Source organism: Ruegeria sp. CI5, from assembly GCF_056536885.1.
In genome coordinates this window covers 1,059,247-1,082,541 of sequence record NZ_JBQFQN010000001.1, presented here as the reverse complement: position 1 = coordinate 1,082,541, position 23,295 = coordinate 1,059,247, and the positions used below count along the sequence as shown (strand labels likewise).

The 23,295-nt window shown below is 60.8% G+C and carries 25 protein-coding genes and 2 tRNA genes; 8 read left to right on the top strand and 19 right to left on the bottom strand.

Annotation, left to right across the window (positions count from 1 at the left end):
* Positions 1 to 119: 119 nt before the first annotated feature.
* The gene (locus tag ACR0BA_RS05410) at positions 120 to 674 is read right to left on the bottom strand and encodes an RrF2 family transcriptional regulator (RefSeq protein WP_480726808.1); all 555 of its coding nucleotides are present in this window, start codon (positions 672 to 674) and stop codon (positions 120 to 122) included.
* Here ACR0BA_RS05410 and ACR0BA_RS05405 point away from each other — a divergent pair.
* From ACR0BA_RS05405 to ACR0BA_RS05380, 6 genes are read left to right on the top strand one after another with little or no spacing between them, the layout of a single operon-like run.
* On the top strand, positions 654 to 1,133 hold the full coding sequence (locus tag ACR0BA_RS05405; RefSeq protein WP_480726806.1) for a hemerythrin domain-containing protein: 480 nt from the start codon (positions 654 to 656) through the stop codon (positions 1,131 to 1,133). The two genes, ACR0BA_RS05410 and ACR0BA_RS05405, sit on opposite strands and share 21 nt — an antisense overlap.
* A 12-nt stretch (positions 1,134 to 1,145) precedes the next feature.
* Positions 1,146 to 1,679 carry a DUF2478 domain-containing protein gene (locus ACR0BA_RS05400; RefSeq protein ID WP_480726805.1) on the top strand — a complete coding sequence of 178 codons (534 nt, stop codon included), beginning with the start codon at positions 1,146 to 1,148 and terminating at the stop codon, positions 1,677 to 1,679.
* 39 nt (positions 1,680 to 1,718) lie between these two features.
* On the top strand, positions 1,719 to 2,255 hold the full coding sequence (gene ubiT, locus ACR0BA_RS05395; RefSeq protein WP_480726804.1) for a ubiquinone anaerobic biosynthesis accessory factor UbiT: 537 nt from the start codon (positions 1,719 to 1,721) through the stop codon (positions 2,253 to 2,255).
* The gene (gene ubiU / locus ACR0BA_RS05390; RefSeq protein ID WP_480726802.1) at positions 2,252 to 3,250 is read left to right on the top strand and encodes a ubiquinone anaerobic biosynthesis protein UbiU; all 999 of its coding nucleotides are present in this window, start codon (positions 2,252 to 2,254) and stop codon (positions 3,248 to 3,250) included. The genes ubiT and ubiU overlap by 4 nt, the downstream gene beginning before the upstream one ends.
* Positions 3,251 to 3,254: 4 nt before the next feature.
* Positions 3,255 to 4,166 (top strand): ubiquinone anaerobic biosynthesis protein UbiV, encoded by a 912-nt coding sequence (gene ubiV, locus ACR0BA_RS05385; RefSeq protein ID WP_170403832.1) that lies wholly within the window; start codon positions 3,255 to 3,257, stop codon positions 4,164 to 4,166.
* 9 nt (positions 4,167 to 4,175) lie between these two features.
* Positions 4,176 to 5,336 carry an NnrS family protein gene (locus ACR0BA_RS05380; protein ID WP_480726800.1) on the top strand — a complete coding sequence of 387 codons (1,161 nt, stop codon included), beginning with the start codon at positions 4,176 to 4,178 and terminating at the stop codon, positions 5,334 to 5,336.
* On the opposite strand, the gene ACR0BA_RS05375 is transcribed toward ACR0BA_RS05380, so the two are convergent.
* From ACR0BA_RS05375 to ACR0BA_RS05310, 14 genes are all read right to left on the bottom strand, one after another.
* Positions 5,324 to 6,421 (bottom strand): M56 family metallopeptidase, encoded by a 1,098-nt coding sequence (locus ACR0BA_RS05375; protein WP_260065644.1) that lies wholly within the window; start codon positions 6,419 to 6,421, stop codon positions 5,324 to 5,326. The genes ACR0BA_RS05380 and ACR0BA_RS05375 overlap by 13 nt on opposite strands.
* Positions 6,408 to 6,803, bottom strand: a complete 396-nt coding sequence (locus tag ACR0BA_RS05370) for a BlaI/MecI/CopY family transcriptional regulator (RefSeq protein ID WP_170339764.1) — start codon at positions 6,801 to 6,803, stop codon at positions 6,408 to 6,410. Before ACR0BA_RS05370 ends, ACR0BA_RS05375 begins: the two co-directional genes overlap by 14 nt.
* Positions 6,804 to 6,871: 68 nt before the next feature.
* Positions 6,872 to 7,141, bottom strand: coding sequence for a DUF2160 domain-containing protein (locus tag ACR0BA_RS05365; protein WP_370797609.1), 270 nt, complete (start codon positions 7,139 to 7,141; stop codon positions 6,872 to 6,874).
* Positions 7,142 to 7,287: 146 nt separating this feature from the next.
* Positions 7,288 to 8,085, bottom strand: a complete 798-nt coding sequence (locus tag ACR0BA_RS05360) for a carbohydrate ABC transporter permease (RefSeq protein ID WP_170339760.1) — start codon at positions 8,083 to 8,085, stop codon at positions 7,288 to 7,290.
* Entirely contained in the window at positions 8,082 to 8,945 is an 864-nt protein-coding gene (locus ACR0BA_RS05355; protein ID WP_005983941.1) for a carbohydrate ABC transporter permease, read from the bottom strand. The genes ACR0BA_RS05360 and ACR0BA_RS05355 overlap by 4 nt, the downstream gene beginning before the upstream one ends.
* Positions 8,942 to 10,018 carry an ABC transporter ATP-binding protein gene (locus ACR0BA_RS05350; protein ID WP_480726797.1) on the bottom strand — a complete coding sequence of 359 codons (1,077 nt, stop codon included), beginning with the start codon at positions 10,016 to 10,018 and terminating at the stop codon, positions 8,942 to 8,944. The genes ACR0BA_RS05355 and ACR0BA_RS05350 overlap by 4 nt, the downstream gene beginning before the upstream one ends.
* A gap of 1 nt (position 10,019) precedes the next feature.
* Positions 10,020 to 11,069 carry an ABC transporter ATP-binding protein gene (locus tag ACR0BA_RS05345; RefSeq protein ID WP_480726795.1) on the bottom strand — a complete coding sequence of 350 codons (1,050 nt, stop codon included), beginning with the start codon at positions 11,067 to 11,069 and terminating at the stop codon, positions 10,020 to 10,022.
* 93 nt (positions 11,070 to 11,162) lie between these two features.
* Positions 11,163 to 12,902 (bottom strand): ABC transporter substrate-binding protein, encoded by a 1,740-nt coding sequence (locus tag ACR0BA_RS05340; protein ID WP_170339174.1) that lies wholly within the window; start codon positions 12,900 to 12,902, stop codon positions 11,163 to 11,165.
* A gap of 318 nt (positions 12,903 to 13,220) precedes the next feature.
* A tRNA-Glu gene (locus tag ACR0BA_RS05335) sits at positions 13,221 to 13,295 on the bottom strand.
* A 24-nt stretch (positions 13,296 to 13,319) separates the two neighbouring features.
* Positions 13,320 to 13,394: transfer RNA gene (locus ACR0BA_RS05330), tRNA-Glu, on the bottom strand.
* A 109-nt stretch (positions 13,395 to 13,503) separates the two neighbouring features.
* Positions 13,504 to 15,246, bottom strand: coding sequence for a single-stranded-DNA-specific exonuclease RecJ (gene recJ, locus ACR0BA_RS05325; RefSeq protein ID WP_480726793.1), 1,743 nt, complete (start codon positions 15,244 to 15,246; stop codon positions 13,504 to 13,506).
* Between the two features lie 68 nt (positions 15,247 to 15,314).
* Complete coding sequence (glpX, locus tag ACR0BA_RS05320; RefSeq protein ID WP_170433255.1) at positions 15,315 to 16,298, bottom strand: class II fructose-bisphosphatase; 984 nt, start codon at positions 16,296 to 16,298, stop codon at positions 15,315 to 15,317.
* A 72-nt stretch (positions 16,299 to 16,370) separates the two neighbouring features.
* Positions 16,371 to 17,657 (bottom strand): homoserine dehydrogenase, encoded by a 1,287-nt coding sequence (locus ACR0BA_RS05315; RefSeq protein ID WP_170419341.1) that lies wholly within the window; start codon positions 17,655 to 17,657, stop codon positions 16,371 to 16,373.
* Positions 17,658 to 17,789: 132 nt separating this feature from the next.
* Positions 17,790 to 18,038, bottom strand: a complete 249-nt coding sequence (locus ACR0BA_RS05310; RefSeq protein WP_480726791.1) for a hypothetical protein — start codon at positions 18,036 to 18,038, stop codon at positions 17,790 to 17,792.
* 100 nt (positions 18,039 to 18,138) lie between these two features.
* On the opposite strand from ACR0BA_RS05310, the gene ACR0BA_RS05305 reads away from it, so the two are divergent.
* Positions 18,139 to 18,726 carry a TetR/AcrR family transcriptional regulator gene (locus tag ACR0BA_RS05305; RefSeq protein WP_480726790.1) on the top strand — a complete coding sequence of 196 codons (588 nt, stop codon included), beginning with the start codon at positions 18,139 to 18,141 and terminating at the stop codon, positions 18,724 to 18,726.
* Positions 18,727 to 18,757: 31 nt separating this feature from the next.
* On the opposite strand, the gene ACR0BA_RS05300 is transcribed toward ACR0BA_RS05305, so the two are convergent.
* The gene (locus ACR0BA_RS05300) at positions 18,758 to 19,669 is read right to left on the bottom strand and encodes a pirin family protein (protein WP_480726788.1); all 912 of its coding nucleotides are present in this window, start codon (positions 19,667 to 19,669) and stop codon (positions 18,758 to 18,760) included.
* 158 nt (positions 19,670 to 19,827) lie between these two features.
* On the opposite strand from ACR0BA_RS05300, the gene ACR0BA_RS05295 reads away from it, so the two are divergent.
* Complete coding sequence (locus ACR0BA_RS05295) at positions 19,828 to 20,298, top strand: hypothetical protein (RefSeq protein WP_170371479.1); 471 nt, start codon at positions 19,828 to 19,830, stop codon at positions 20,296 to 20,298.
* 3 nt (positions 20,299 to 20,301) lie between these two features.
* Here ACR0BA_RS05295 and ACR0BA_RS05290 read toward each other — a convergent pair whose 3' ends face one another.
* Genes ACR0BA_RS05290 through ACR0BA_RS05280 form a run of 3 tightly spaced genes read right to left on the bottom strand, consistent with a single transcriptional unit; the run spans position 20,302 to position 23,097 of the window.
* Positions 20,302 to 20,886 carry a TadE/TadG family type IV pilus assembly protein gene (locus tag ACR0BA_RS05290; RefSeq protein ID WP_480726786.1) on the bottom strand — a complete coding sequence of 195 codons (585 nt, stop codon included), beginning with the start codon at positions 20,884 to 20,886 and terminating at the stop codon, positions 20,302 to 20,304.
* Positions 20,873 to 21,379, bottom strand: coding sequence for a TadE/TadG family type IV pilus assembly protein (locus ACR0BA_RS05285; protein WP_254429306.1), 507 nt, complete (start codon positions 21,377 to 21,379; stop codon positions 20,873 to 20,875). Before ACR0BA_RS05285 ends, ACR0BA_RS05290 begins: the two co-directional genes overlap by 14 nt.
* A 50-nt stretch (positions 21,380 to 21,429) precedes the next feature.
* Positions 21,430 to 23,097 carry a Tad domain-containing protein gene (locus tag ACR0BA_RS05280; RefSeq protein ID WP_480726784.1) on the bottom strand — a complete coding sequence of 556 codons (1,668 nt, stop codon included), beginning with the start codon at positions 23,095 to 23,097 and terminating at the stop codon, positions 21,430 to 21,432.
* Positions 23,098 to 23,295 lie beyond the last annotated feature (198 nt).

The window sequence follows — 23,295 nt, the reverse complement described above, 5'->3', positions numbered from 1 at the left end:
TCTTATTCTTAGATTGGGGCCACCTGATCTGACCGGTCTCAGCACAGAGGTAACAGTGGTCGCAGCCTGATTGGTTCTGAGAGAACCCAGGCGAATTGTCCGAAGGGGCAGGCCGGCTGCTATTCCGCTGCGGAAATCTCCCATGGCGGACGATAGATGCAATCAGCCAGTGTTGCCCAGTTCAGGTCGTCATAAAAAGCCTGCTCGGCTTGCTTCAGCCGGTCTTTCAAAAGGCAGCTTGGAGTCAGAGTGCACGCACTGCCATCGGCCGAAAAACACTCAACGATTGGTTGCCCGGTCTCCAGAGTGCGCACCACGTCGCCCAAGCGGATGTCCGACGCCGGGCGAGACAAGACGGCCCCGCCGCCACCGCCCCGCCGCGTTTTGAGGTATCCGGCATTGGCCAGCGCTGAAATGACCTTGGCGAGATGGGCGCGTGACACCTTGAATTCATCCGCAAGTTCGCCGGTTGAAAACGGGCGGTCCGGGCTGCCAGCCAGCCGCATCAGAATGCGGAGACCATAGTCAGTGAATGAGGTGAGGCGCATGGTCGCGTTTTCCAATTGGTATTTTCTATGCGTATTAGCAAAACAGAATGCGCAAATCAAATTCCGATTCGAGATGCTCGGGTCGTGAACCTGAAAGCACGGACCATGACGAACTTCGATATGCACGAAGCTGATCTTGAGACAGGCGCCCTGATTGATCTCATCCTCACACGGTATCACGAAACACACCGGACCGAGCTTGAACAGCTTCAACACCTTGCTGAACGCGTGGCCTTGGTTCACCGAGACGATCCCCAAGCCCCCCGAGGGTTGGTCCGCGCGCTGGCCGAACTGGCGGCCGAAATGGAAACGCACATGGCAAAAGAAGAGATCGTCCTGTTCCCCGCCATGCGCACGGGCGGCATGGAAGGGATCGAAAACCCGATCCGGGTTATGCGCGCCGATCACGATGGCCACGCCGAGAGTATCGCTCTGATCCGGCATATCACCCATGACCTGACACCGCCCGCACATGCCTGCGGGTCTTGGCGACGGCTTTATGACGGGCTGCGGAACCTTCTGGCGGATCTTGACCGGCACATGATGCTTGAAAACCAGGTCCTGTTTCCACGGTTCGAACGGTAGAGGGGATCAATCATGCTTCTTGCAGGTGTCGACGCAAGTGAGGCAGGCGGAACGGATCATTTGCTGGCGACAGTGGCCGCGCGATTGCAGGAAGAAGGTCTGTGCTTGCTCGGAGCGTTGCGTGTGAACATTCCGGACACTGGCACCCAGTTTTGTGAGACAACGCTTGGACTGCTGCCGCATGGTCCCGACATCCGGATCACGCAGGTTCTGGGTTCGGGCTCAAGCGCGTGTCGCATGGACGCCGGTGCGATCGAAGACGTGGTCGGCATCGCGACCGCTCGGTTGCGAGATGACAGTTGCGACATCGTTCTGCTGAACAAATTCGGACTCAGCGAGGCCGAGGGCCGCGGATTTCGCACCCTCATAGCCGAGGCCTTGGCGCGGGATATTCCGGTCCTGATCGGCGTGAGCAACACCCATCGCGCCGCCTTCGATCAGTTTGCCGGAGGAACCGCCAAACTCCTGCCGCCCCTTGAGGACGTTGTGGTCGAATGGTGCCGATGGTCCATCGCGCAAGGCCGAAACACGGCGGCACCGGGTTGAACCCGCACAAATACAACAGCCAAACGGATGAGGCAGTACATGCAGGATATGGTGAGCCCAACACAGACATCGAACAGGCCAAGACCGCCGGGACAGGCAATCGTCTCGCGTTTGGCCTGTTTGGCGGTTCAGCCCATTCTCGCGCGGGTGGTCCGTAGGGTCGCGCAGGAACACCCTGCGCTATTCGCCCGGCTTGGCCCGTATCAAAGCGCCGATTTCCTGATCGACCCGATCGAGCTGCCGTTCGCGCTGCATTTGCGTCCGGATCCTCAGAACCTGAGCTTTCGCGCCGTGCCGCGGTCGATGCTGCCTGACGCCACAGCCGTTATACGCGGGCGGTTCCTGCTGCTGTTGGAACTGGTCGATGCGGAACAGGACGGCGACGCGGCCTTTTTCTCGCGCGATCTGGAGATCACAGGAGATACCGAGGCCGTCGTCCGTTTGCGCAATGCATTGGACGACATGGATGGATCCATCGCTCAGGAGGCTGCGGACATGTTCGGCCCGCCTGGCCGCGCGATCCTGTCCCGGTTGCGCCGAAATTACCAAGAAGTAGAAGGAGCGACTGCTTCATGAGCCTCGCCGAATTGATATGCCCCGCCGGAACTCCCGCTGCCCTGCGCACAGCGGTCGATGCCGGGGCCGACGCCGTCTATTGCGGCTTTCAGGACGCCACCAACGCCCGAAATTTTCCGGGGCTGAATTTCACGCCGCAGGAATTGGAGGAGGCGGTCGCTTATGCCCATGCCAAGGGTGCCAAGGTCCTTCTGGCACTCAACACTTATCCCCCGGCGGGCAAGGTCGACCTTTGGCGGCACGCTGCCGACACCGGTGCGCGGATCGGCGTTGATGCCTTCATCGTGGCTGATATGGGCGTGGCCGACTACATCGCCCGAACCCATCCACAGATGCGCTTGCACCTGTCGGTACAGGCTGCAGCGTCGTCACCCGAGGCGATCCGCTACTATTGCGAGAATTTCGGTGTCAAACGCGTGGTCCTGCCCCGTATTTTGACCATCCCCGAAATCCAGCAGATCCGAAAAGAAATCCCCTGTGAGATCGAAACCTTCATCTTCGGAAATCACGGTCTGATGGTCGAAGGGCGCTGCAGCCTGACGAACTATTTGACCGGGCAGTCCACGAACCTCGATGGCGTCTGTTCGCCGGCGTCCGACGTGGAGTACGTGCGCGATGCCGATGGTTCGATGTCGTCGAGGTTGGCTGGCTTTACCATCGACCGGTTCGGGCCAGATGAGAAGGCCGGTTATCCGACGATTTGCAAAGGCCGCTATCAGGTCGCACATCGTCCGGACGGGTACTATGCGTTCGAGGAACCGATCAGCCTGAACCTGGCCCGCCTTCTGCCTGAGTTGATCGATGCCGGGGTGCATGCGTTCAAGATCGAAGGGCGGCAAAGGTCCAAGAGTTATGTCCGGTCCGTGGTGTCTGCATTTCGAAACGCTGTCGACGATATCCGGGCGGGTCGCGAAGTGGATATCGGGAACCTCGTCGCACTGACCGAGGGTCAGAAACAGACGCAAGGCGCTTTTGCCACGAAGAAATGGCGGTGAAACGATGACGAAACTTACATTGGGCCCGATCGCCTATCACTGGTCGGCCGACCAACGCCGGGATTTCTATGCGCGTGTCGCCGACGAAGCTCCGGTGGATGAGGTCTATCTGGGCGAGGTCATCTGTTCAAAACGCGCCCCGTTCCAAGAGGCTGACCTGCCGTCCATCATCGAAAGGCTCGAACGGGCGGGCAAAAAGGTGATTTTGTCCTCCTTGGCCGAAGTGATGCTGAAGCGAGAGCGCAAGGCCACCGAAGACCTGTCTGAGATGGAGTCGCCCGAGATCGAAATCAACAACGCTGCGGGACTGTATGCACGCGGTACGCGACCGCATCGCATCGGCCCATTCATGAATGCCTATAACGAGGCCACAATCCGCTGGATGGCGTCAAAGGGGGCGACGCATGTCTGCCTGCCCACCGAGTTGCCAGCGCCCTCGATCGCCGTCGCGGCGCGAATGGCGCGCGACTTGGGTCTCGGGGTTGAAGTGCAGGTCTTTGGCCGGGCGTCGCTGGCCGTTTCGGCGCGGTGCTATCACGCGCGCTCGCACGGGCGGACAAAGGACAATTGCCAATTCGTCTGCGAAGAAGACCCCGACGGGATGCCACTGCGTACGAGGGATGAGCAGCCGATCCTGCGCATCAACGGGATCCAGACCCAATCCGAAGGGTATCTGATCCTGCTGCAGGAACTGCCCCAACTGGTTGCCGATGGTGTGAGCCATCTGCGATTGATGCCGCAGGCCGTGGACATGGTCGCCGTCGCCGAGGTTTACCGGGCGGTGCTGGATCAAAGCATGTCGACCGTGGCGGCCGAAGCCCGGTTGCAGCAGGTTTGTGCGGATACGCCGTTCAGCAATGGGTTCTACCACGGTCAGGCCGGCTACCGCAGGATAGCCCAGGCGTCCCTTGCATGATCGGAAACCATGCTGTCCTCGCCTCATCGGATAATGTTTCCTGCGGCGGGGGCGGCTGCCCTTCTGGGGGTGAGCGGCCTGTTTCTGGGGCAGGATTTCATCACCCATTGGTCGCCGTTGCCGGGGCTGTACGCCTGGCATGCGCATGAGATGTTGTTCGGCTTCGTCGGCGCGGCATTTGCGGGCTATTCGCTGACGGCGATGCGCAGCTGGTCGGGGGGCGATTCTGTCTCGCCAACCGGCACATTGTTGCTGTTTGCGATTTGGGCGATGTCCCGGTTTGCCGCCATCGGTGCGCTTGGGGGCGAACCCATGTTCATCGTCCCAATGGGCACGGCGTTCTTGCTCTTTCTCACCGGTCGTCTCGCTTGGGCTGCACTGCGCGAGCCCGCGGTTGCCGGAGGGCTTCAGGCGCTTTTCGCCCTTTTCCTGGCCATCTGCCAACTTGCCTTTCTAGCTGGGTCTGCGCCGTCCTTCCCTTCAGTTTTGCTTGTGGCACTTTTGGTGTCGGTTGTCGGCGGGCGCATGATCGCTGCATTCACATGGAATTGGACGCACCAAAGCCCAACCGCCGCGCATCGGTTTCGGTGCGCGAGGGCAATGGGAGACGCTTCGGCGGCAGCTCTGGCTTTGACTGCGGTGCTTCTCGGGCTTGTTTCCGTCGCCGATGATCCGCTTATCGGCGTCCTTCTTGTGATCTGCACCGGGTGCGAAGGTGGGCGTCTGTGGCTCTGGCATTCAACGGCAGTTCTTCAGGATGGATTGCTGGCGATGCTTCATATTGCCTTTGCGTGGTTGCCCGCTGGTCTGTCCCTGTTGGCGGCTTCGCTGTACTTCCCCGACTTGCTGGCGGCGCATGATGCGTTGCACGTTCTGACGGTCGGAGCGGTCAGCTGCGCGATCTATGCCGTAGCTGCCCGTGCGGTCGCGCGCCGTTGCGGCCGGCTGCGCCCCAGCGCGATCGATAGTATTGGATATGCTTTGCTGTGCCTTGCCGCGGTTTTGCGGGCGTCCTCTGCAGACGTGCCCGCGGCCCTGGCTTGGGGAGCATGTTGGGCAGTGTTCCTCTGGCGGCACGTCCAAGCGTTGGGCCGCCCGCTCGAGCGACCCGTGTTCAGCGGTCGGGCCAGCAACAGGATAGATCCGGGCGTCGCCGATCAGTTGCCCTGATTGCGTGCCTCGAGCCGTTCAAGGTTCACGACGGTCGACAGCATCAGCCGGTCATGGCTCCAGTCCTGAGTCTGGCGGATCGTGGCTGCACCCAAGGCCAGGAGAACAGCGAACAGCAGGGCTGAACCCAGGAACATTGCCGGCAACGGTGCCGAGAACGAGGGCGCATCGGCCAGCGCGATCACGCGCTGTTTCAGAACCCGTTTGGCCTTGCCACCAGAGACCAGCGCCACGTTCAAAACCCGTGGCCGGCCTTGTGCGACGGTGCGGGCGCAATAGCTCAGCAGGCAATCGGTATAGTCGCGCGCGTCGATCCCGCGCCGGGTGACGACGGACTGGTCGCAGGCCAGTTCGCGCAATCGGCTGAACTGGTATTTTAAAACCCAGTAGGCAGGGTTCCAGAACAGCAGCGGTCGCACGGCCTCAAACGCAATCTCCCATTCGACATCCCGGGCGCGAACGTGCTGCAATTCATGCGCCAGGGCAAATCGCAGTTCACGGGGGGTGTCCAACAGATGGCTGGGCAGAACGACATGGCGACGACGCGCCCCGCGCACGGCAAATGGAACCGTGATCCGATCGGACAAGCGGATGTCCACGTTGGCCGAACGCCGCCACAGGAAGCTGGAAACCACCGTATCGCGGATCGCCAGCGCATCCCGGACGGTGCGGACCAGCATCCGGAGGGCGGCCAGGGCCAGCAGCACCAGCACGGCCGTCACAAGGGCGCTTTGTCCGGACAGAACCGTGTCGACCCAACGTTCGCGCGTGTTCAGCAGAGCTTCGAATTGTGTAGCCGGCATCGCGATTTCACCGCGCAAATACGCCGCTACCGCAATATCACCGATGGAAACGGCTTGACCCGGCCAGAAAAAACCGGCGGCTGCCGTGACCCCAAGGGCCAGAACAGGGCTGAGCATGACGCAGACGCAAAGAACCTTCAGCACGCGCAGCTGTGTCATGTAGTCGTGCCGCAGACGCGTTCGGGCCACGGCCATGCGGGCGCACAGCCAGATGAGTGCTGAAAGAACCAGCACCACGTTCAGGTCGAGAAATACATCGAGAACCGGTTTAACCGCTGTCATTTTGCAGTCTCCTCTCTACCAGTGCTCGAATTTCCTCCAGATCAGCTTCGGTCAGGCCGGCGTCGTCGACAAGTCGTGCCACCAGCGAGGCCGGGGTGTCATCGAACAACGTGCGGGACAGGTTCTGCAGCGACCGCGCCTGATAGGTGTCCTTCTCAAGCAGCGGACGGTAGATCAGGGTTTTGCCATTCTTGCGGCTTTGGACAAATCCCTTTTCATCCAGGATACGCAGGATCGTCGCGCCCGAGGTGTAGGCCAGGTTCCGCTCGGGCGGCAGCCGGTCCAGCACGTCGCGTACCGAGCCTTCGCCAAGTGCCCAGAGCTCGTTCATGAACTCCAGTTCAACCTCGGTCAGCAGATTTCCTGTCTTTCTCTTTCGCATCGGTCTCGGTGTCACCATTTTGCCTGTTATGCTTGCCAGACAAGCATCCTTTCGCGGTTACGCAAAGCCTAAACTTTCCAGAAAACGAAAATGCCCCAGCCGATCGAAAGGAAAAGCGGGGTCCAGACCGGTTGGCCGACCAGCCCCAGCCAGGCCAGAAAGATGTAGGCCGAACCCAGCAGGGTGATGAACAGCCGGTCGCCCAACGTGGTGGTCAGGCCCAGCACGCCCCGGCGTTCGATCCCGTCGCGGAACTTGACCACCTCGAGCACGCCGATCAGGGCGATGGCTGAGAAGATGCCCACGAAAACCGCCAGCGTTGCCGGGGTCCAGGCCATCCAGAAATCGGGCCACAGCGGGTCGGTCCATGAAAAGCCCTTGGGTTCTTCCTGACCGACATTGCCCCAGCCGGCCTTGGCTTGCGCCAGCGCCGAGGACGGGGCGAGCAGGGAGAGGGAGAGAAGGAGTTTGCGCATGTCGAACCTCATACACGTCCCATCGCGAAGCCGCGCGCGATGTAGTTGCGGACAAACCAGATGACGATGGCGCCGGGGATGATGGTCAGGGTGCCGGCGGCGGCCAGCAGGCCCAGCTCGTAGCCGGCGCTGGACGCGGTACGGGTCATCACGGCGGCGATGGGTTTGGCCTCGACCGCTGTCAGGGTCTTGGCCAGCAGCATTTCCACCCACGAGAACATGAAGCAGAAGAACGCCGCCACGCCCACGCCCGCCTTGATATTGGGCAGGAAGATCGTGACGAAGAACCGGGGGAAGGAATAGCCGTCGACATAGGCGGTTTCATCCAGCTCTTTCGGGATGCCGCGCATGAAACCTTCCAGGATCCACACCGCCAGCGGTACGTTGAACAGCGTGTGCGCCAGCGCCACCGCCAGGTAGGTGTCGAACAGATGGATCGACGAATACAGCTGGAAGAAGGGCAGGGCGAACACGGCCGCCGGGGCCATGCGGTTGGTCAGCAGCCAGAAGAACAACTGTTTGTCGCCCAGGAACCGATAGCGCGAGAACGCGTAGGCCGCAGGCAAGGCCACGCAGACCGAAAGCACCGTGTTGATCGTCACGTAGGTGATCGAGTTGATATAGCCCCAATACCATGTCGGATCGGTGAAGATGGTGATGTAATTCTCCAGCGTAAAGGTCTGGGGAAACAGGGAAAAGCCCGACAGGATCTCGTTCGTGGTCTTGAAGGACATCGCCACCAGCCAATAGATCGGCAGCATCAGGAACGCGATATACAGGATCGGGATGAGAGACCGCTTCTTCATTGCGCGTCATCCTTTGTCATGAGGGTGTAGAAGACCCAGGAAACCAGCAACGTGATGGCGAAATAGATCAGGCTCATCGCGGCCGCGGGGCCAAGGTCGAACTGTCCCAGCGCGATCTTCACCAGGTCGATCGACAGCAGGGTGGTCGAGTTGCCGGGGCCACCCCCGGTCAGAACGAAGGGTTCGGTGTAGATGTTGAAACTGTCCATGAACCGCAGCAGAACCGCGATGGTCAGAACCGTCTTCATCTTGGGCAGTTGGATATAGCGGAACACGGACCAGGGGCTTGCACCATCGATCTTGGCCGCCTGGTAATAGGCGTCGGGGATCGAAACCAGGCCGGCATAGCACAGCAGCACCACCAACGAGGTCCAGTGCCAGACATCCATCACCACGATGGTGATCCAAGCCGACAGCGGCTGTTGGGTCATGTCATAGTTGATGCCCAGCACGTCGTTCAGGAAATACCCCAGCAGGCCGATCTTGGGCAGGGTGAAGATGTTCCACATCGAGCCGACCACGTTCCACGGGATCAGCATCGGCAGGGCCATCAGGACCAGGCAGACCGGCACCCAAAAGCCCTTGCGCGGCATCGACAAGGCCACGATGATGCCCAGCGGCACCTCGATCATCAGGATCAGCGCGGTGAACAGGAACTGCCGCCCCAGCGCCGCCTGGAACCGGTCGGACCGCAGGATCTGTTCGAACCAGCCCAGCCCTTCCCAGAAGAACTGGTTGTTGCCAAAGGTTTCCTGCACCGAGTAGTTGACCACCGTCATCATCGGCACCAGCGCGTTGAACGCCACCAGCGCCAGCACCGGCAGGACAAAGAACCACGCTTTCTGGTTTTCCGTTCTCATCGGGCGCGCTCCTCGGTTGCGATCCAGCCGTCGCGATACACGCGCGTCTGTTCAGGTTTGAATTTCAGAAAGACTTGCGATCCGGGCTCGGGGGGCGCGTGTTCGGTCACCGCCTTCAACGCGGTGTTGCCGACCATGGCACTGACCACAAAATGCCGGCCGATATCGGCCACCTTGGTGACATGGGCCGGAATGCCCTCGGGGCCGAAACCCACATATTCGGGCCGGATGCCCAGATCTGTGCGGCCGCCACTGCCGCTGACCGGACCTTCCAGCGCCACCTCGTGCCCTTCGAACAGGGCACGATCGCCGCGGGCTTCGCAGGGCAGAACGTTCATGCCGGGCGAGCCGATGAAATGGCCCACGAACGTGTGCTGCGGGCGTTCGAACAGCTCGACCGGGGTGCCGATCTGGACCACTTCGCCTTCCTGCATCACCACGACCTCGTCGGCGAAGGTCAGCGCTTCGGTCTGGTCGTGGGTGACATAGATCATCGTCGCCTTGACGCGCTGGTGCAGCTCTTTCAGCTTGGACCGCAGCTTCCATTTCAGATGCGGGTCGATCACGGTCAATGGCTCGTCGAACATCACCGCGTTCACGTCGTCGCGGACCAGACCGCGCCCCATCGAGATCTTCTGCTTGTTGTCCGGGCTGAGGCCGCTCGCGCGGGTGTTCAGCATGTCGGTGACATCCAGCATCTCGGCGATCTCGTCGACGCGGCGCTTGATCGTCGCCGGATCGACGCCGCGGTTCTTGAGCGGAAAGGCCAGGTTTTCGCCCACGGTCATCGTGTCGTAGATCACCGGAAACTGGAATACCTGTGCGATGTTGCGTTGATCAGGGGGCAGGGCGGTCACGTCGCGGTCGTCGAACAGGATCTGCCCTTCGGACGGGGTCAGCAGGCCAGAGATGATGTTCAGCAGCGTGGACTTGCCGCAGCCCGACGGCCCCAGCAGGGCATAGGCCCCGCCATCACGCCAGGTCACGTCGATTTCCTTCAGCGCATAGTCCTGCGGGCCTTGCGGCGACGGCATGTAGCTGTGTTTGAGGTTGGAAAGCTTGATCTGTGCCATGTCAGGCCATCCTTTTGCCGTCTTGGCCGAAATACCGGCAATGGGCCGGGTTCATGTAGAATGTGTGGTCTTCGCCCACCTGATAGGGGTGGACCCCGGCGGCCAGCGAGACCCAGGCGTCCTCGCCATGTTGGAAATGCGCGCTGGAGTCGGACCCGGACAGCTCGGTCACGATCACGCGGCCGGTAAGTTCAACGTCGTCGTCAGAAGCCTTGAGCGGAGTGACCCGGTGCGGACGCACGGCGACCATGTATTCGCCATCGGCAATCCCGGACACAGTCCATCCGCCTCCACCGGCCAGGCGCGCTTGGGCACCGGCGACCGTGACGCGGGCCACGTTGATCGGGGGGTCCGAGAACACCCTCGCGGCGGCGAGGTTTTCGGGATTGCGATAGATGTCCGCCGTCGGGCCGAACTGGGTCACGCGGCCGTCTTCCATCAAGGCGGTGTAGCCGCCCAGCAGCAGCGCCTCTTCGGGTTCGGACGTGGCATAGACCACCACGGCGCCGCGCCCGGCGAACAGCTCGGGCAATTGCTCGCGCAGTTCCTCGCGCAGCTTGTAGTCCAGGTTGGCCAGCGGCTCGTCCAGAAACACGGCGCGGCTGTCCTTGGCGATGGCGCGGGCCAGTGCGGTGCGCTGCTGTTGACCACCCGACAGTTCATGCGGACGACGGTGCAGCATCGGGCGCAGTTGCAGCAGGTCGGCGGCCTCTTCCACGCGTCCTTCAATCTCGGATTGCGCCATGCCTGCCACACGCAGGGGCGAGGCGATGTTGTCGAATACGGTCATATGCGGGTAGTTCACGAAGAACTGGTGCACGAGGCTGATTTTTCGCTTCTGCGTATTCAGCCGTGTGACGTCCTGCCCATCCATCAGGACCTTGCCCGAGGCGATCGGGTCCAACCCGGCCATCATCTTGATCAGAGAGGTCTTGCCCGACCCGGTCGCGCCCAGCAGCACGTTGAAATGGCCGGTCTGCAGCGTCAGGGACGTGGGTTTGATATGGGTAACGGTGCCGACCCGCTTGGTTGCGTTTTGTAGTTCGATCATGTCCGTGGGTTCCGATCCCGCAGCGCGTGGCAACGCTGTTTGGTCTTGGTTGGTAAGGGGCGCCGGTACCGGCGCCCCCCGGGGAGTAGTGGCTTACTGGGACTGCCAGCGTGCCACCAGTTCGTCGTAGTTGACGGTCTGGCCTTGCGGCTTCTCGTTCTCCAGCTTGGCTTTCGGCGCGCCCGGCTTCTCCAGCCAGAAGGCCGGATCCTGCGGTTCGTTCAGGCGCGGACCACAGCCGCCGTAGACGCCGGCGCTTTCATCCGCGGCCTGCATGCGGGCCATGGTGATGTCCATCTCTTCGGCCAGACGGTCCATCGCCTCTTGCGGGGTGAAGGCGCCCGAGTTCACGTCACCGATCTGCTGCCACCAGATTTGGGCCAGCTTCGGATAGTCGGGAACGTTGATGCCGGTCGGCGACCACGCCACACGGTCGGGCGAGCGGTAGAACTCGACCAGGCCACCCAGCTTGGGTGCGCGTTCGGTGAACGACTCGTGGTTGACCGAGCTGTCGCGGATGAAGGTCAGACCCACATGGGACTTCTTCACATCGACAGTCTTGGACGTCACGAACTGAGCGTACAGCCACGCGGCCTGCGCCCGATCCGACGGGGTGGACTTCAGGAAAGTCCACGATCCCACATCCTGATAGCCAACCTTCTGGCCTTCTTCCCAATAGGGGCCATGCGGGCTGGGCGCCATCCGCCACAGCGGGTTGCCCTCATCATCGACAGTGTTGTTGCCTTCGGACTTGGGCTTGACCATGTCGGCGGTAAAGGCTGTGTACCAGAAGATCTGCTGGGCCACGTTGCCTTGCGACAGGGCGGGCAGCGACTGGTAGAAGTCATAGGACGCCGCACCCGGAGGCGCATAGGCCCGCAGCCACTCGTCCCATTTGCGGATCGCGTAAACGGCCGCTGGGCCGTTTGCGGCACCACCCCGCGACACCGAGGCGCCGACCGGGTTACAGGTGCCCGCTTCCATGCGGATGCCCCATTCGTCGACCGGCACACCGTTCGGCTCGCCCTTGTCGCCGGCACCGGCCATCGACAGCCATGCGTCGGTCATCCGCCAGCCAAGGTCAGGTGCGCGCTTGCCGTAGTCCATGTGGCCATAGATCGCGACACCGTCCACTTCCTTCACGTCATTGGTGAAGAATTCGGCGATATCCTCGTAGGCAGACCAGTTGACCGGTACGCCCAGATCATAGCCGTATTTTTCCTTGAATGCGGCCTTGTTGGCTTCGTCATCGAACCAGTCCTTGCGGAACCAGTACAGGTTGGCGAATTGCTGGTCGGGCAGCTGGTACAGCTTGCCGTCGGGACCGGTGGTGAACTGGATGCCCATGAAGTCATCCAGGTCCAGCGTCGGCGAGGTTGTCGCCGCCCAATCACCCGCCATCATGTCCGACAGGGGATAGGCCAACTGCAGGCGCGAGTGCGTACCGATCAAGTCACTGTCGTTGACATAGCCGTCATACAGGTTCCGTCCGGTCTGCATCTGCGTCTGAACGGCCTGAACGACCTCACCTTCACCCAGGATCTGGTGGTTGACCTTGATGCCGGTGATTTCCTCGAACGCCTTCGTCAGAACTTCGGATTCATACGAGTGGGTCGGGATACCTTCGGACAGAACGTTGATCTCCATCCCGGCATACGGTTCGGCAGCCTTGATGAACCACTGCATTTCCGCCATCTGCTCGTCTTTCGACAAGGTGGATGGTTGGAATTCGTCGTCGACCCAGCGCTGTGCTGCGGCTTCGTCGGCCCAAACAGGACCGTGCCCCGCAATGACGGCAGCCGCCGCCACTGCGGACAAAAGATGTTTCCGCATCTTTCTCCTCCCAAAATTTATGGTTCTCCGGCGCGAACCGGATGACGAACAGCATCAGCGATTTTTCGCGAGTCTGTCAAACTAAAAAATTAGTAAATGGCGAAATTGGCCTGTTTGACCCAACGATTTCAACGCCTATGGCTTTGAAAATATATGGTTTTTAATCCACTCGACGTGGCGTCATATGCCAGGCGAAAAGAGCATGCCAATGACCCTTCACTATGGGTTTTTCAGCGACACCGCACGTCGATTTGCAAATTTCGATGCAGAAAGTTGCCGCAGTGGTAGCGCGGGATTAGCGTTTCTCGGGGGTGAAAATGGCAGCCCGTAGGGGAATCGAACCCCTCTTTCCAGGTTGAAAACCTGGCGTCCTAACCGATAGACGAACGGGCCACGTCAGCATTGCCCAAGCACAAGTGGCAGCCCGTAGGGGAATCGAACCCCTCTTTCCAGGTTGAAAACCTGGCGTCCTAACCGATAGACGAACGGGCCACGCTGGCTTGTGGAGGGCCTTTTACGGATTACGCCCCCTACCCGCAAGACGAAAAACGCACGGCCGGGAAACTTTTTTGCGGGTCAAAAAAGGCAGTGGCGTCAGCGGTCAATTTGCTTCGGCCGCGTCTTCCAGGCGCAACTGCACGCTTTGCCTGCCACCCCATGTGTTGACCTCGAGCCGACCGGCAAAATGGAACCGCGCACCACCGTGATTTGACAGCCTTTCGCCCATCGGTCCGTCAAAGGCACCAAATGCAATCGCGTCCAGCCCACCGCCCATTCCGTCCGAGAGCGACAGCTTCAAATGGGTTTCTCCAACCCGCTTGGCAAAGCGGACCTGCAGGTCGGGCATTGCAAATCGAGGGGCAGGGGCCCCGGCGCCAAATGGGCCGGCCTGCTCGATCTTTTCGATCAGATCAACCGAGGCCGCCCCGGGCATCAACGCGCCATCCAGCTTGAGGTCGGCCGGACCGGCTTGGCCCGCACCCTGTTTCGCCAGCAACTCCGAGAGCCGCTCCATCGCCGGTTCCAACTGGTCGCGCATCACGGTCAGACCTGCGGCCATCTTGTGACCGCCGCCTTTGACCAACAATCCCTCGGCGGCCAGACGGTGGATTGATGCGCCAAGATCGACACCCGAGACCGAACGGCCTGAGCCTTTGCCCTCGTCACCGTCGAAACCAATCACGACGGCGGGACGGTTCGACGCCTCTTTCAGGCGAGCCGCCACGATCCCAACGACGCCGGGATGCCAGCCGTCACCTGCAGCCCACACCAGCGGCGCATCCAATCCACGTTCTTCGGCCTGTGCCAGCGCTGCGGCGCGGACCGCATTTTCGATGTCGCGCCGTTCGGTGTTCAGGTCATCAAGGCGCCGGGACAAGGCCTCGGCCTCGGTCACCGAGTCGGTGCTGAGCAACCGCGCGCCGAGGTCTGCCTGCCCGACCCGGCCGCCGGCATTGATGCGCGGCCCAAGCAGAAAACCCAGATGGTAACTGTTGGGCGCCGAATCCATGCGCGCCACTTCGGACAGCGCAACCAGTCCGGGGCGTTGCCGCTGCCCCATCACTTTCAAACCCTGCTGAACCAGCGCCCTGTTGACCCCGATCAGAGGTGCCACGTCTGCCACGGTCGCCAGCGCGACCAAGTCCAGCATCGCCATCAGGTCCGGACCTCGGGCGTTGGCCTCGCGCAGTTGGCGCCCGGCCTCGACCAGCATCAGAAAGACAACGGTTGCAGCACACAGTTGGGCCAGGTCACCGCTTTCATCCTGGCGGTTGGGGTTCACCACCGCCACGCAATCCGGCAGCGTTTCGGCGCCCAGGTGGTGATCGAGAACGACCACATCGGCCCCCTTGGCTGCGGCAATTGCTTCGTGGCTTAGCGTGCCGCAGTCAACACAGATGATCAGATCATGCGTTTCAGCAAGCTGGCTCATGGCGGGGGCGTTGGGGCCATAGCCCTCGTCGATACGATCGGGCACATATAAGGTCGCCTGACGCCCCATCTGCCTGAGCCAAACCAGCAACAGGGCTGCCGAGCTGCCGCCGTCGACATCATAGTCGGCGAAAACGGCGATGCGCTGGTTGTCCCGTACCGCTTTCAGGAACCGCGTTGCGGCGATCTCCATGTCGCGCAGGCTGCGAGGATCGGGAAGAAGGTCGCGCAGTTTTGGAGACAGAAAGCTCTCGGCCTCCATCGGCGGGACACCTCGCCGTGCCAGTACCTGGCACAGGGGGCGGGGCAGGTCGGTCTGCTGGGCCAGCATCTCGGCGGCCCGGTCCAATTCAGGCGATGGACCAATCCACCGGCGGCCCGTCAAAGACTGTTCAACACCCAGAAAGCTCAATCCACTTCTCCTGAAAAGGGCCGAATCCTGTCGGACCCGGCCCTTGAATGGTTGTGTCTGCGGGCCGCTCAGCCTTCGACATGCGGCCAAATGGGGGTGCGGTAGGACATGCGCCGCACCGATCCGGTTTTCGAGCGCATCAGCAGGGTCGTCGTCTCGACCCAACCCGGTTCCCGCTTGATCCGCGGCAGCAGCGACCCGCCGGTGACACCGGTCGCCGCAAAGATCACATCGGCGGTGACCATCTCGTCGCGGGCATAGACACGATCCAGATCGGTAATACCGGCTTTGGCCGCCCGAGCGCGTTCATCATCATTGCGGAACATCAGACGGCCAAAGATCTGGCCACCCATGCATTTCAGCGCGGCGGCCGCCAGAACGCCTTCGGGCGCGCCACCCTGGCCCATGTACATGTCGATGCCGGTCGTCTCGGACTCGGCGCAGTGCATGACGCCTGCAACGTCACCGTCGGTGATCAGGCGGATCGCTGCACCGGTTTCGCGCACCTCGGCGATCATCGCTTCATGGCGCGGACGTTCCAAAATGCAAACGGTAATGTCCTCGGGGGTGCAGCCTTTGGCTTTGGCCAGCGCCTCGACCCTTTCCCGCGGGGACATGTCCAGTGTCACCACGTTCTCGGGGAAGCCGGGGCCGATCGCCAGCTTGTCCATGTAGACGTCCGGCGCGTGCAGCATCGAACCGCGCGGACCCATCGCGATGACGGTCAAGGCGTTGGGCATATCCTTTGCCGTCAGCGTCGTACCCTCGAGCGGGTCCAGAGCGATGTCCACGCCCGGGCCGTTGCCGGTGCCGACCTCTTCGCCGATATACAGCATCGGCGCCTCGTCGCGCTCGCCCTCGCCGATGACGACCACGCCAGCGATATCCAGCAGGTTCAGCTGTTCACGCATCGCATTGACCGCGGCCTGATCGGCGGCTTTCTCGTCTCCGCGTCCGACCAGCGAGGCCGAGGCCAGAGCGGCCTGCTCAGCCACGCGCGCAAGTCCTAGGGACAGAAGGCGGTCGTTGAAATCGATTTTGGCAGCGCTCATGCGATGTAATCCTTTGGTAAAGCGAAGACGTCCTGACTGGCATAGCCTGCTCGTGGCGCAGGCCGCAAGGGTTCAAACCTGCTCGATACGCAGAGCTACCGGTTCGCCCGCAACCACATCCGTGGTGCGCAAGTCCTCCAACGCAACGTCCAGCGTGGCGCGTGTGGTCTTGTGCGTAACGATCAGTACCGGCGCCGTATCTTCGGCATGTGCGTATTGGCGCATCCGGTCGATTGAAACGCCGGCATTGCCCAGAATCGCGGCCACCTTGGCCAGCGCACCTGGTTTGTCCAGCAATGCAAGGCGCAGATAATAAGGGGCAGGCAGGCCGGTGATTGCGGGCTTGGAGTCGACCAGCGACGTGGCGGGTTGACCAAAGGTGGAAATCCGCAGGCCCCGAGCCAGGTCGCAAACATCCCCCATCACCGCACTGGCCGTCGGGCCTTCGCCAGCGCCGGGTCCGCGCAAAACGATCTGTTCGACGGCGTCGCCCTCAATGACCACCATGTTGGTGCCGCCTTCCAGCTGCCCCAAAGGCGAGTCACTGGGTACCAGGCAGGGTTGCATCCGTTGTTCAAGCCCGCGCGGCGTGCGCTGCGCAACGCCCAACAGCTTGATGCGGTAGCCCATATCGTCGGCCTGATGGATGTCATCCAAGCTGATATGCTGAATGCCCTCGATCTCGATCCCGTCGAAATTCGGCTTTGTTCCAAACGCGATAGAGGCCAACAGCGCCAACTTGTGCGCCGCGTCGATGCCGCCAACGTCAAGGTTGGGATCCGCTTCGAGATACCCCAACTGAGCGCACTCCTCGAACAAGGCGTTATAGCCCAGACCCTGCGACTGCATTCGGGTCAGGATATAGTTGCAGGTGCCATTCATCACGCCCATGACGCGCTTGATGTCATTCCCGGCCAACCCTTCGGTAAGGGATTTTATGACCGGAATTCCTCCGGCCACGGCGGCCTCGAACCGGATCACGCGGCTCGCGGCTTCGGCCTGTTCCGCCAATGCCTGGCCGTGAATGGCCAGCAGCGCCTTGTTTGCGGTGACCACATCCTTGCCGCTGGCCAATGCCGCCTCGACCGAGGCCTTTGCCGGGCCATTTTCACCCCCCATCAGCTCGACGAACACATCGATGTCGTCGCGCTTGGCCAAGGCCACAGGGTCGGTTTCCCACGCGAAGCCGGACAGGTTCACCCCGCGATCTTTGGCGGCGTCGCGCGCCGAAACGGCAACGATCTCGATCGGACGACCAGTGCGTGCTTGGAGCAATTGGGCATGACGGCGCACGATCTTGACGACGCCCACACCCACGGTTCCCAAGCCAGCAATTCCAAGCCGCAGCGCCTGTGTCATTCCGTGGGTTCCTTTCCGCTCGAAGTCTGCCTGTTGGACGCAAGGTCCTTTGTCGGCTGCCATAGCTGGTTCAACGCGGCGGTGCAATCCGTCAGGGGCAGAGTTGTTGGGCGCCGGGCGATCGTGCGGGGCTTACTGGGTCTCGGCGTTCTGGAGTGCCTGTGCCTTTTGCGACAGCCGCTCGGCCCGTTGTTCCAATTCTTCTTCCACGGCGGCTGCCTCGTTCACCGGGTCGACGGGCGGCACGTTGACCTGGGTCAACGGGATCAGCTTGGGGTAGGGCGCGGCCTTTACCGAGGTCGCTTCGCTTCCCTCCAACTCGGGAATATCTGCGCACGCGGCCAACAGGAGCAGCGGCAGGATGACGGAAACAGCTTTCATTTCGCGACCCGAACAGTGAGGAACCTGAACGTGATGCACTTTTTGCATGAACGGTTCAAGCGGGGTTCTATATGAACGTACGTTCATATACGATGGATCCATGGCACGTACTCAAGGCTCTCATTCCGATATCACCGGGCCCCGCATTCGCGAGGCCGCCCTGGGATTGTTTGCACGGCATGGCTATGCCGCTGTTTCCATGCGTCAAATCGCGGGGGAGGTCGGAGTGCAGGCCGGCGCGCTCTACAATTACACTCCGGACAAGCAAAGCCTTCTATTCCGTCTGATGCAGGACCACATGCAAGAGCTGCTGGCGGCCTATGAAGCGTTGGAACCACAGGCGGATGCATTGGGCGCCCTGCGGCAATTCGTGGGTTTCCACATCCGGTTTCACATGCGGCGACCGGACGAAGTGTTCATCGCCTACATGGAACTGCGAAACCTGACGCCTGAAAACTTCGCCGAAATTGAAAAGCTGCGCCGACGGTATGAGGATGCGTTGCAGAGCATCCTGCTGGCCGGCCAGAAGGACGGCCTGTTCTCGGTTCAGGATGCGAAGATCGCGACGCTGGCGGTGATTGCCATGCTGAATGGTGTCATGACGTGGTACCGGGCCGGTGGACGGCTGTCGCTGGACGAGGTCGAGCAGATTTATTGGGATATGGTACGCAAAGCGGTCGCGGCCTGACTGGCCGCGCCACGTTACCGGTTGTCTGGAGTCAGTGCGCCGGCTTGATGAAAGTACCGTTGCGCAACTCCCGAAACGCCTGCTCGAGTTCGGCGCGCGTGTTCATCACGATCGGGCCATGCCACGCTACCGGTTCATTGATTGGCGCACCCGAGATCAACAGGAATCGCACTCCTTCAGGCCCGGCCTGAACGGTTATTTCGTCTCCGGTACCAAACCGCACCAGCGTCCGGTTGCCCGACATGTCGCGAATGTTCAGCTCTTGCCCGGCGACTTCCTTCTCAAGCAGAACACCGGTCGGTTGCGAGGCGTCGGCGAAAGCGGCCTGCCCATCAAAAACATAGGCGAAAGCACGGCGATAAGTATCTATCTTGAATGTCTTTTTCACCCCTGCAGGAATCGATACGTCCAAGTATTGCGGGTCCGCGGCGATACCGTCCACCGGCCCGGTCTTACCCCAGAACTTGCCGACGATGACCCGCACCGTGGTGCCATCATCATCGATCACTTCAGGAATGTCCTTGCCCTGAACGTCCTGGTACCGAGGAGCCGTCATCTTTTGAGCCGAGGGCAAGTTGCCCCACAGCTGAAACCCATGCATCTGCCCGGATGCATTTCCCTTGGGCATTTCCTGATGCAGAATTCCGGACCCCGCCGTCATCCACTGGACGTCTCCGGCACCCAGTTGGCCGCTGTTGCCCAGCGAGTCGCTGTGATCGACGGTTCCCGACAGCACGTATGTGATGGTTTCAATGCCGCGGTGGGGATGCCAGGGAAAGCCGGCCTGGTAGTCCTGCGGGTGCTCGTTGCGGAAGTCATCAAACAAAAGGAAAGGATCCAGTTCGCACGGATCCTGAAATCCAAAAGCGCGGTGAAGCTTTACACCAGCGCCTTCCATCGTCGGAACGGCCTTGCGGGTTTCGAGTGTTGGTCTGAGCGACATTTGGATCTCCTGTCTCTGGACCCGTTATCTAATTTTCGCTGAAGTACGGTCAATTCGCGAGAAAGCACTGCCTCTGTGCAAAATTGCGCCGGATGAGTCTTGGCCTGTTGCTTGTCGCTGAAAGCGGGTATGGGGGGCAGGCAAAGGCGGAGTTGGAAATGCAAGAAGACGTACTGGCAACGATTCAGGCTTCATCGGCACGGCGGTGGATGGGCGTGGGAATGCTCGTCACCGTGGGCGTGTTCGTGACTTATGTCGCGCTGGCCGCACCGCCAGCGCCGGAATGGCAGCTGTTCCTGTTCGTGGTCGGAGGTGGAGCGCTTTGGCTTGCGCATCGCGTCTGGCATGCGACAGCGGACCGGATCGAGCTGACGCGCACGGAATTGCGGACAGGCAGCGGCAAGCTGATTGCCGAGGTTGGTGAAATCGAAGGGGTGGATCGGGGTGTGTTCGCCTTCAAACCGTCAAACGGCTTTCTGCTGACGACCCGTAGCAAACGGGGCAGGGCTTGGGCCCCGGGCCTTTGGTGGCGCGTCGGGCGACGTATTGGCGTCGGCGGCATGACGTCCGCCGCTGAGACCAAGTTCCTGTCAGAAATGCTTTCCGCGATGCTGGCCGAGGCCGAATAGCTCTCAGCACCCGCCCGGTGCGTCGATCTTGTCGTAGACGCGCGGGTGGGTGAATACGAAATTGTCCATGGCAAATTCGTTTTCGCCGTATCCGATGCGGAAGGGACGGCGATAGAAGTCCTTCACTTCGACCAGGATCATCTTGCCGTTGTCCGGCATGATGGGCAGCTTGTCCCGGATTTCGCTGATGGTGCCATCGGTCCACGCCTCAAAGCTTTCGCCGCGAACACAGGACCACTGCACATAGTGCCGGTCATCCGGCAGGTCGAAGCGAAGGAACGAGATGCGCATCGACACGTCGGAGCGGTCCGACATCATCTGCTGCAGCAGGTCGTACAGCGTATCCATATAGGTCGCGTTGATGTCATTGCGTTCGCGGGAAATGACATCGGCGATCGCATAAGACGCCTTGAGATTCCGCGAGCTCTGCTTGTACCCGTCGAAGAACGTATAGGACGCACACATGCCCCAGAAGAGCAGGGGATAGATCATCACGGCCTCGACACTGATCACGCCGGATTCCTTGCGCGAAAACCGTTTCAGATACCGGACAGCCAGCGAGAAGATTGAGCGATCAGGTCGGTTCATAGACAAACACCGTTGTTGCGTGCAGTTCGTACATACCGTTGGGCTTTTTCCGCGCGATGGCGCCCAGAATGGTGCCCCACCACAGCGGCTTTACCTCGACGCAGGCGCGGACGATCATCAGTTCGTCCGACGTGCCGGGCTCGAAGATCTGGCTGTTGCGGATCGTTGCCGGGGTATCGATGCAGTAGGGGTTGGGATCCAGCGTGGTCCCAATAAACGGGTCGACGCGGGTCATTTCCAGGATCAGGTTTTCCTTGCACTCAGGAATGTAGCCTGCCTTGTCGCAGACGATGTCCTTTAAAAGAGTGTGGGTCCAGCCGTCCTGAACGTTGGTGGTATACTTGTCCAGATTGTTCAGGCGAACGTCGCGGATCGTTTCGTCCAGTCCACGCTCGAGGTTGGCGTGGTTGAAGGCCCCGATCCCGACTTCGACGGCCGAATAGGTCGTCATGATGAAGATGGGGAACCAGAAGACGAACTCGATCGTCGCCATCCCATCTTCTTTCCGCCGGAACGTGCGGAATTTATGAAGCAAACGCTTGATCATTGGGTCAGCCTCAGATTGCGGATGGTCGATCCGATCGATGCAAATACGTCGACGATTTCGTCACCGGTCGCCTCGTAATAGGCGCCATCATCGCTTTTGCAGTCTTTCAAAAGGGCTTTACCCTGGCTGGGCGCCTCGAAGGCAATGGTGAAGACTACGATGCCATTGGCGCGAGCGGCGGCACACATCGCGCGCGCGCGCGGATCCTTGGTGCCCGACCCGATCGAAGTGACCGCGTTGTTGTACCAGGTGTTGCCTTTCGTGCTCCCCAGCGCTTCGCGGAACAGGTCGCGGATCGCGCGACGGGTCGTGCGTTCCCAGACCTGATCCCAGGTCAGGTTGACCGATGTCGCGGGGTCGCCATCGTTGTCCAGAACAGTGCGCGTCTCGCTTCTGCTGTAGTCAAAGTTGTAGCAGACGCCGCCGGACCTGTAGGTGCAGCGATAGACAGTATACTCGTCGTTGCCATAAGGATCGTCCTGCCAGATCTCGCGACCCCAGTACCAACCCTTGCTGCTGTCCCATTCGGTATAGTCGACATCGTGCCAGAAGTACTTCTCGGTCTCGTAGTCATAGGTCGAATAGGTCGACTTCTTGGCGTTCCACCACAGAATGGACGTACCCTCACGGTAGGGGTCGTTTACCATGTATTGAGTGGTGTTCGCGCCGTCCGTCATCAGCACCAGAACCTTCATCGAGTCGTTGCTAGAGTAGCTGTTGGGACGGGTGGCGAAGTCTGCAGGCACTTCGTCGCCCGCCAGACGTGCGATCACCGGCTGAATGCTTTCGTCAAGCAGGGCAAGGCCCCACTTCAGACCGACGTCGATCGAAGTGTTGCCGCCGGCCGTAAAGCTTTCGATGTGATCTTTGAGAACCTGCGGGTCCTTCTGCAGGACCGAGACCTCACGGTTGGCGAGTTCGTCACAGACTTCGCTGTAGACGTAGCCATTGCTGGGGCGCCGGTCATAGGTGCTCCACGGCGTGAAGTGCAGTGTGCGTTGGCGGATCGTATCGGGGTCCAGCGCGGTGGTGTTGAACTCGCTGCTGGTGAAGTTGATGCAGTTTGCCCGGTTATTGGTGCCGGTCGTGCTGAATTCGTCCATCAGATAGTCGGGCAGCGACACCTGAGTTGCGTAGGGGATGATCGAGATCGACAGCTTCCCGTCCTCGGTCTTGTCCGCCATCTCTTGCACGAAGTTTTTGGCCGCCACCTTTAGGTTGGCCAGGCGATTGTAGCTGTTCATCGAGCCAGAGACGTCGAGAACCAAAGAAATCTCAACGTCATCAATGGCTTCTTCGGCAACGCTGGTTGCTGCGCTCGCGATCGAGTCAACATCCCACCACTGCATGAAGTGCATGCCGACATCCATCTGGGCGCTCGCTTCGACCTTGCGGTAGCCTTCGATCGTAACGGCGGTCGCGCCGCAGACATTGGGTTCCACGATCGGGTCACCAACCAGGTACTGGTCCAAGCCTTCCTTCGCGAGGTAGTCGACAACCACGTCCTTGGGGCAAAGGTCCTGATCCAGGTCTGCCGCCGCCAGTACGGCGCGGTCCAGAGCATATTGCAGGCGCGCGCGTTCGCGATCGTACCGCATCACGTCCACGGCGAAGCCCGCCGCGGTGAAGATGATCATCAGAAGGAAGAGGGCGAAGATGGTCATCGTCCCGCTTTCCGAGGTCACGAAAGACTCGACGGCGCCCCGGCAACGGTCTGCCTGGCGCGGTTTCCCCGACCGTGTCGATGTCCATTCAAAATTGCGCATAACGAAATCCTTTTGCCGGCCAAAAGCAGCGAAGCCAGTTCTTCGGAACTTTAATAATTTAGATGTGGATCGTGGCGAGAATTGGGCGTGATCGTC

Coding starts and splice junctions, on each gene's coding strand:
- ACR0BA_RS05405 (WP_480726806.1), top strand. CDS start 654: ATGACGAACTTCGATATGCACGAAGCTGATCTTGAGACAGGCGCCCTG.
- ACR0BA_RS05400 (WP_480726805.1), top strand. CDS start 1,146: ATGCTTCTTGCAGGTGTCGACGCAAGTGAGGCAGGCGGAACGGATCAT.
- ubiT (WP_480726804.1), top strand. CDS start 1,719: ATGCAGGATATGGTGAGCCCAACACAGACATCGAACAGGCCAAGACCG.
- ubiU (WP_480726802.1), top strand. CDS start 2,252: ATGAGCCTCGCCGAATTGATATGCCCCGCCGGAACTCCCGCTGCCCTG.
- ubiV (WP_170403832.1), top strand. CDS start 3,255: ATGACGAAACTTACATTGGGCCCGATCGCCTATCACTGGTCGGCCGAC.
- ACR0BA_RS05380 (WP_480726800.1), top strand. CDS start 4,176: ATGCTGTCCTCGCCTCATCGGATAATGTTTCCTGCGGCGGGGGCGGCT.
- ACR0BA_RS05375 (WP_260065644.1), bottom strand. CDS start 6,421: ATGACAGCGGTTAAACCGGTTCTCGATGTATTTCTCGACCTGAACGTG.
- ACR0BA_RS05370 (WP_170339764.1), bottom strand. CDS start 6,803: ATGCGAAAGAGAAAGACAGGAAATCTGCTGACCGAGGTTGAACTGGAG.
- ACR0BA_RS05365 (WP_370797609.1), bottom strand. CDS start 7,141: ATGGCCTGGACCCCGGCAACGCTGGCGGTTTTCGTGGGCATCTTCTCA.
- ACR0BA_RS05360 (WP_170339760.1), bottom strand. CDS start 8,085: ATGAAGAAGCGGTCTCTCATCCCGATCCTGTATATCGCGTTCCTGATG.
- ACR0BA_RS05355 (WP_005983941.1), bottom strand. CDS start 8,945: ATGAGAACGGAAAACCAGAAAGCGTGGTTCTTTGTCCTGCCGGTGCTG.
- ACR0BA_RS05350 (WP_480726797.1), bottom strand. CDS start 10,018: ATGGCACAGATCAAGCTTTCCAACCTCAAACACAGCTACATGCCGTCG.
- ACR0BA_RS05345 (WP_480726795.1), bottom strand. CDS start 11,069: ATGATCGAACTACAAAACGCAACCAAGCGGGTCGGCACCGTTACCCAT.
- ACR0BA_RS05340 (WP_170339174.1), bottom strand. CDS start 12,902: ATGCGGAAACATCTTTTGTCCGCAGTGGCGGCGGCTGCCGTCATTGCG.
- glpX (WP_170433255.1), bottom strand. CDS start 16,298: ATGAGCGCTGCCAAAATCGATTTCAACGACCGCCTTCTGTCCCTAGGA.
- ACR0BA_RS05315 (WP_170419341.1), bottom strand. CDS start 17,657: ATGACACAGGCGCTGCGGCTTGGAATTGCTGGCTTGGGAACCGTGGGT.
- ACR0BA_RS05310 (WP_480726791.1), bottom strand. CDS start 18,038: ATGAAAGCTGTTTCCGTCATCCTGCCGCTGCTCCTGTTGGCCGCGTGC.
- ACR0BA_RS05305 (WP_480726790.1), top strand. CDS start 18,139: ATGGCACGTACTCAAGGCTCTCATTCCGATATCACCGGGCCCCGCATT.
- ACR0BA_RS05300 (WP_480726788.1), bottom strand. CDS start 19,669: ATGTCGCTCAGACCAACACTCGAAACCCGCAAGGCCGTTCCGACGATG.
- ACR0BA_RS05295 (WP_170371479.1), top strand. CDS start 19,828: ATGCAAGAAGACGTACTGGCAACGATTCAGGCTTCATCGGCACGGCGG.
- ACR0BA_RS05290 (WP_480726786.1), bottom strand. CDS start 20,886: ATGAACCGACCTGATCGCTCAATCTTCTCGCTGGCTGTCCGGTATCTG.
- ACR0BA_RS05285 (WP_254429306.1), bottom strand. CDS start 21,379: ATGGCGACGATCGAGTTCGTCTTCTGGTTCCCCATCTTCATCATGACG.
- ACR0BA_RS05280 (WP_480726784.1), bottom strand. CDS start 23,097: ATGACCATCTTCGCCCTCTTCCTTCTGATGATCATCTTCACCGCGGCG.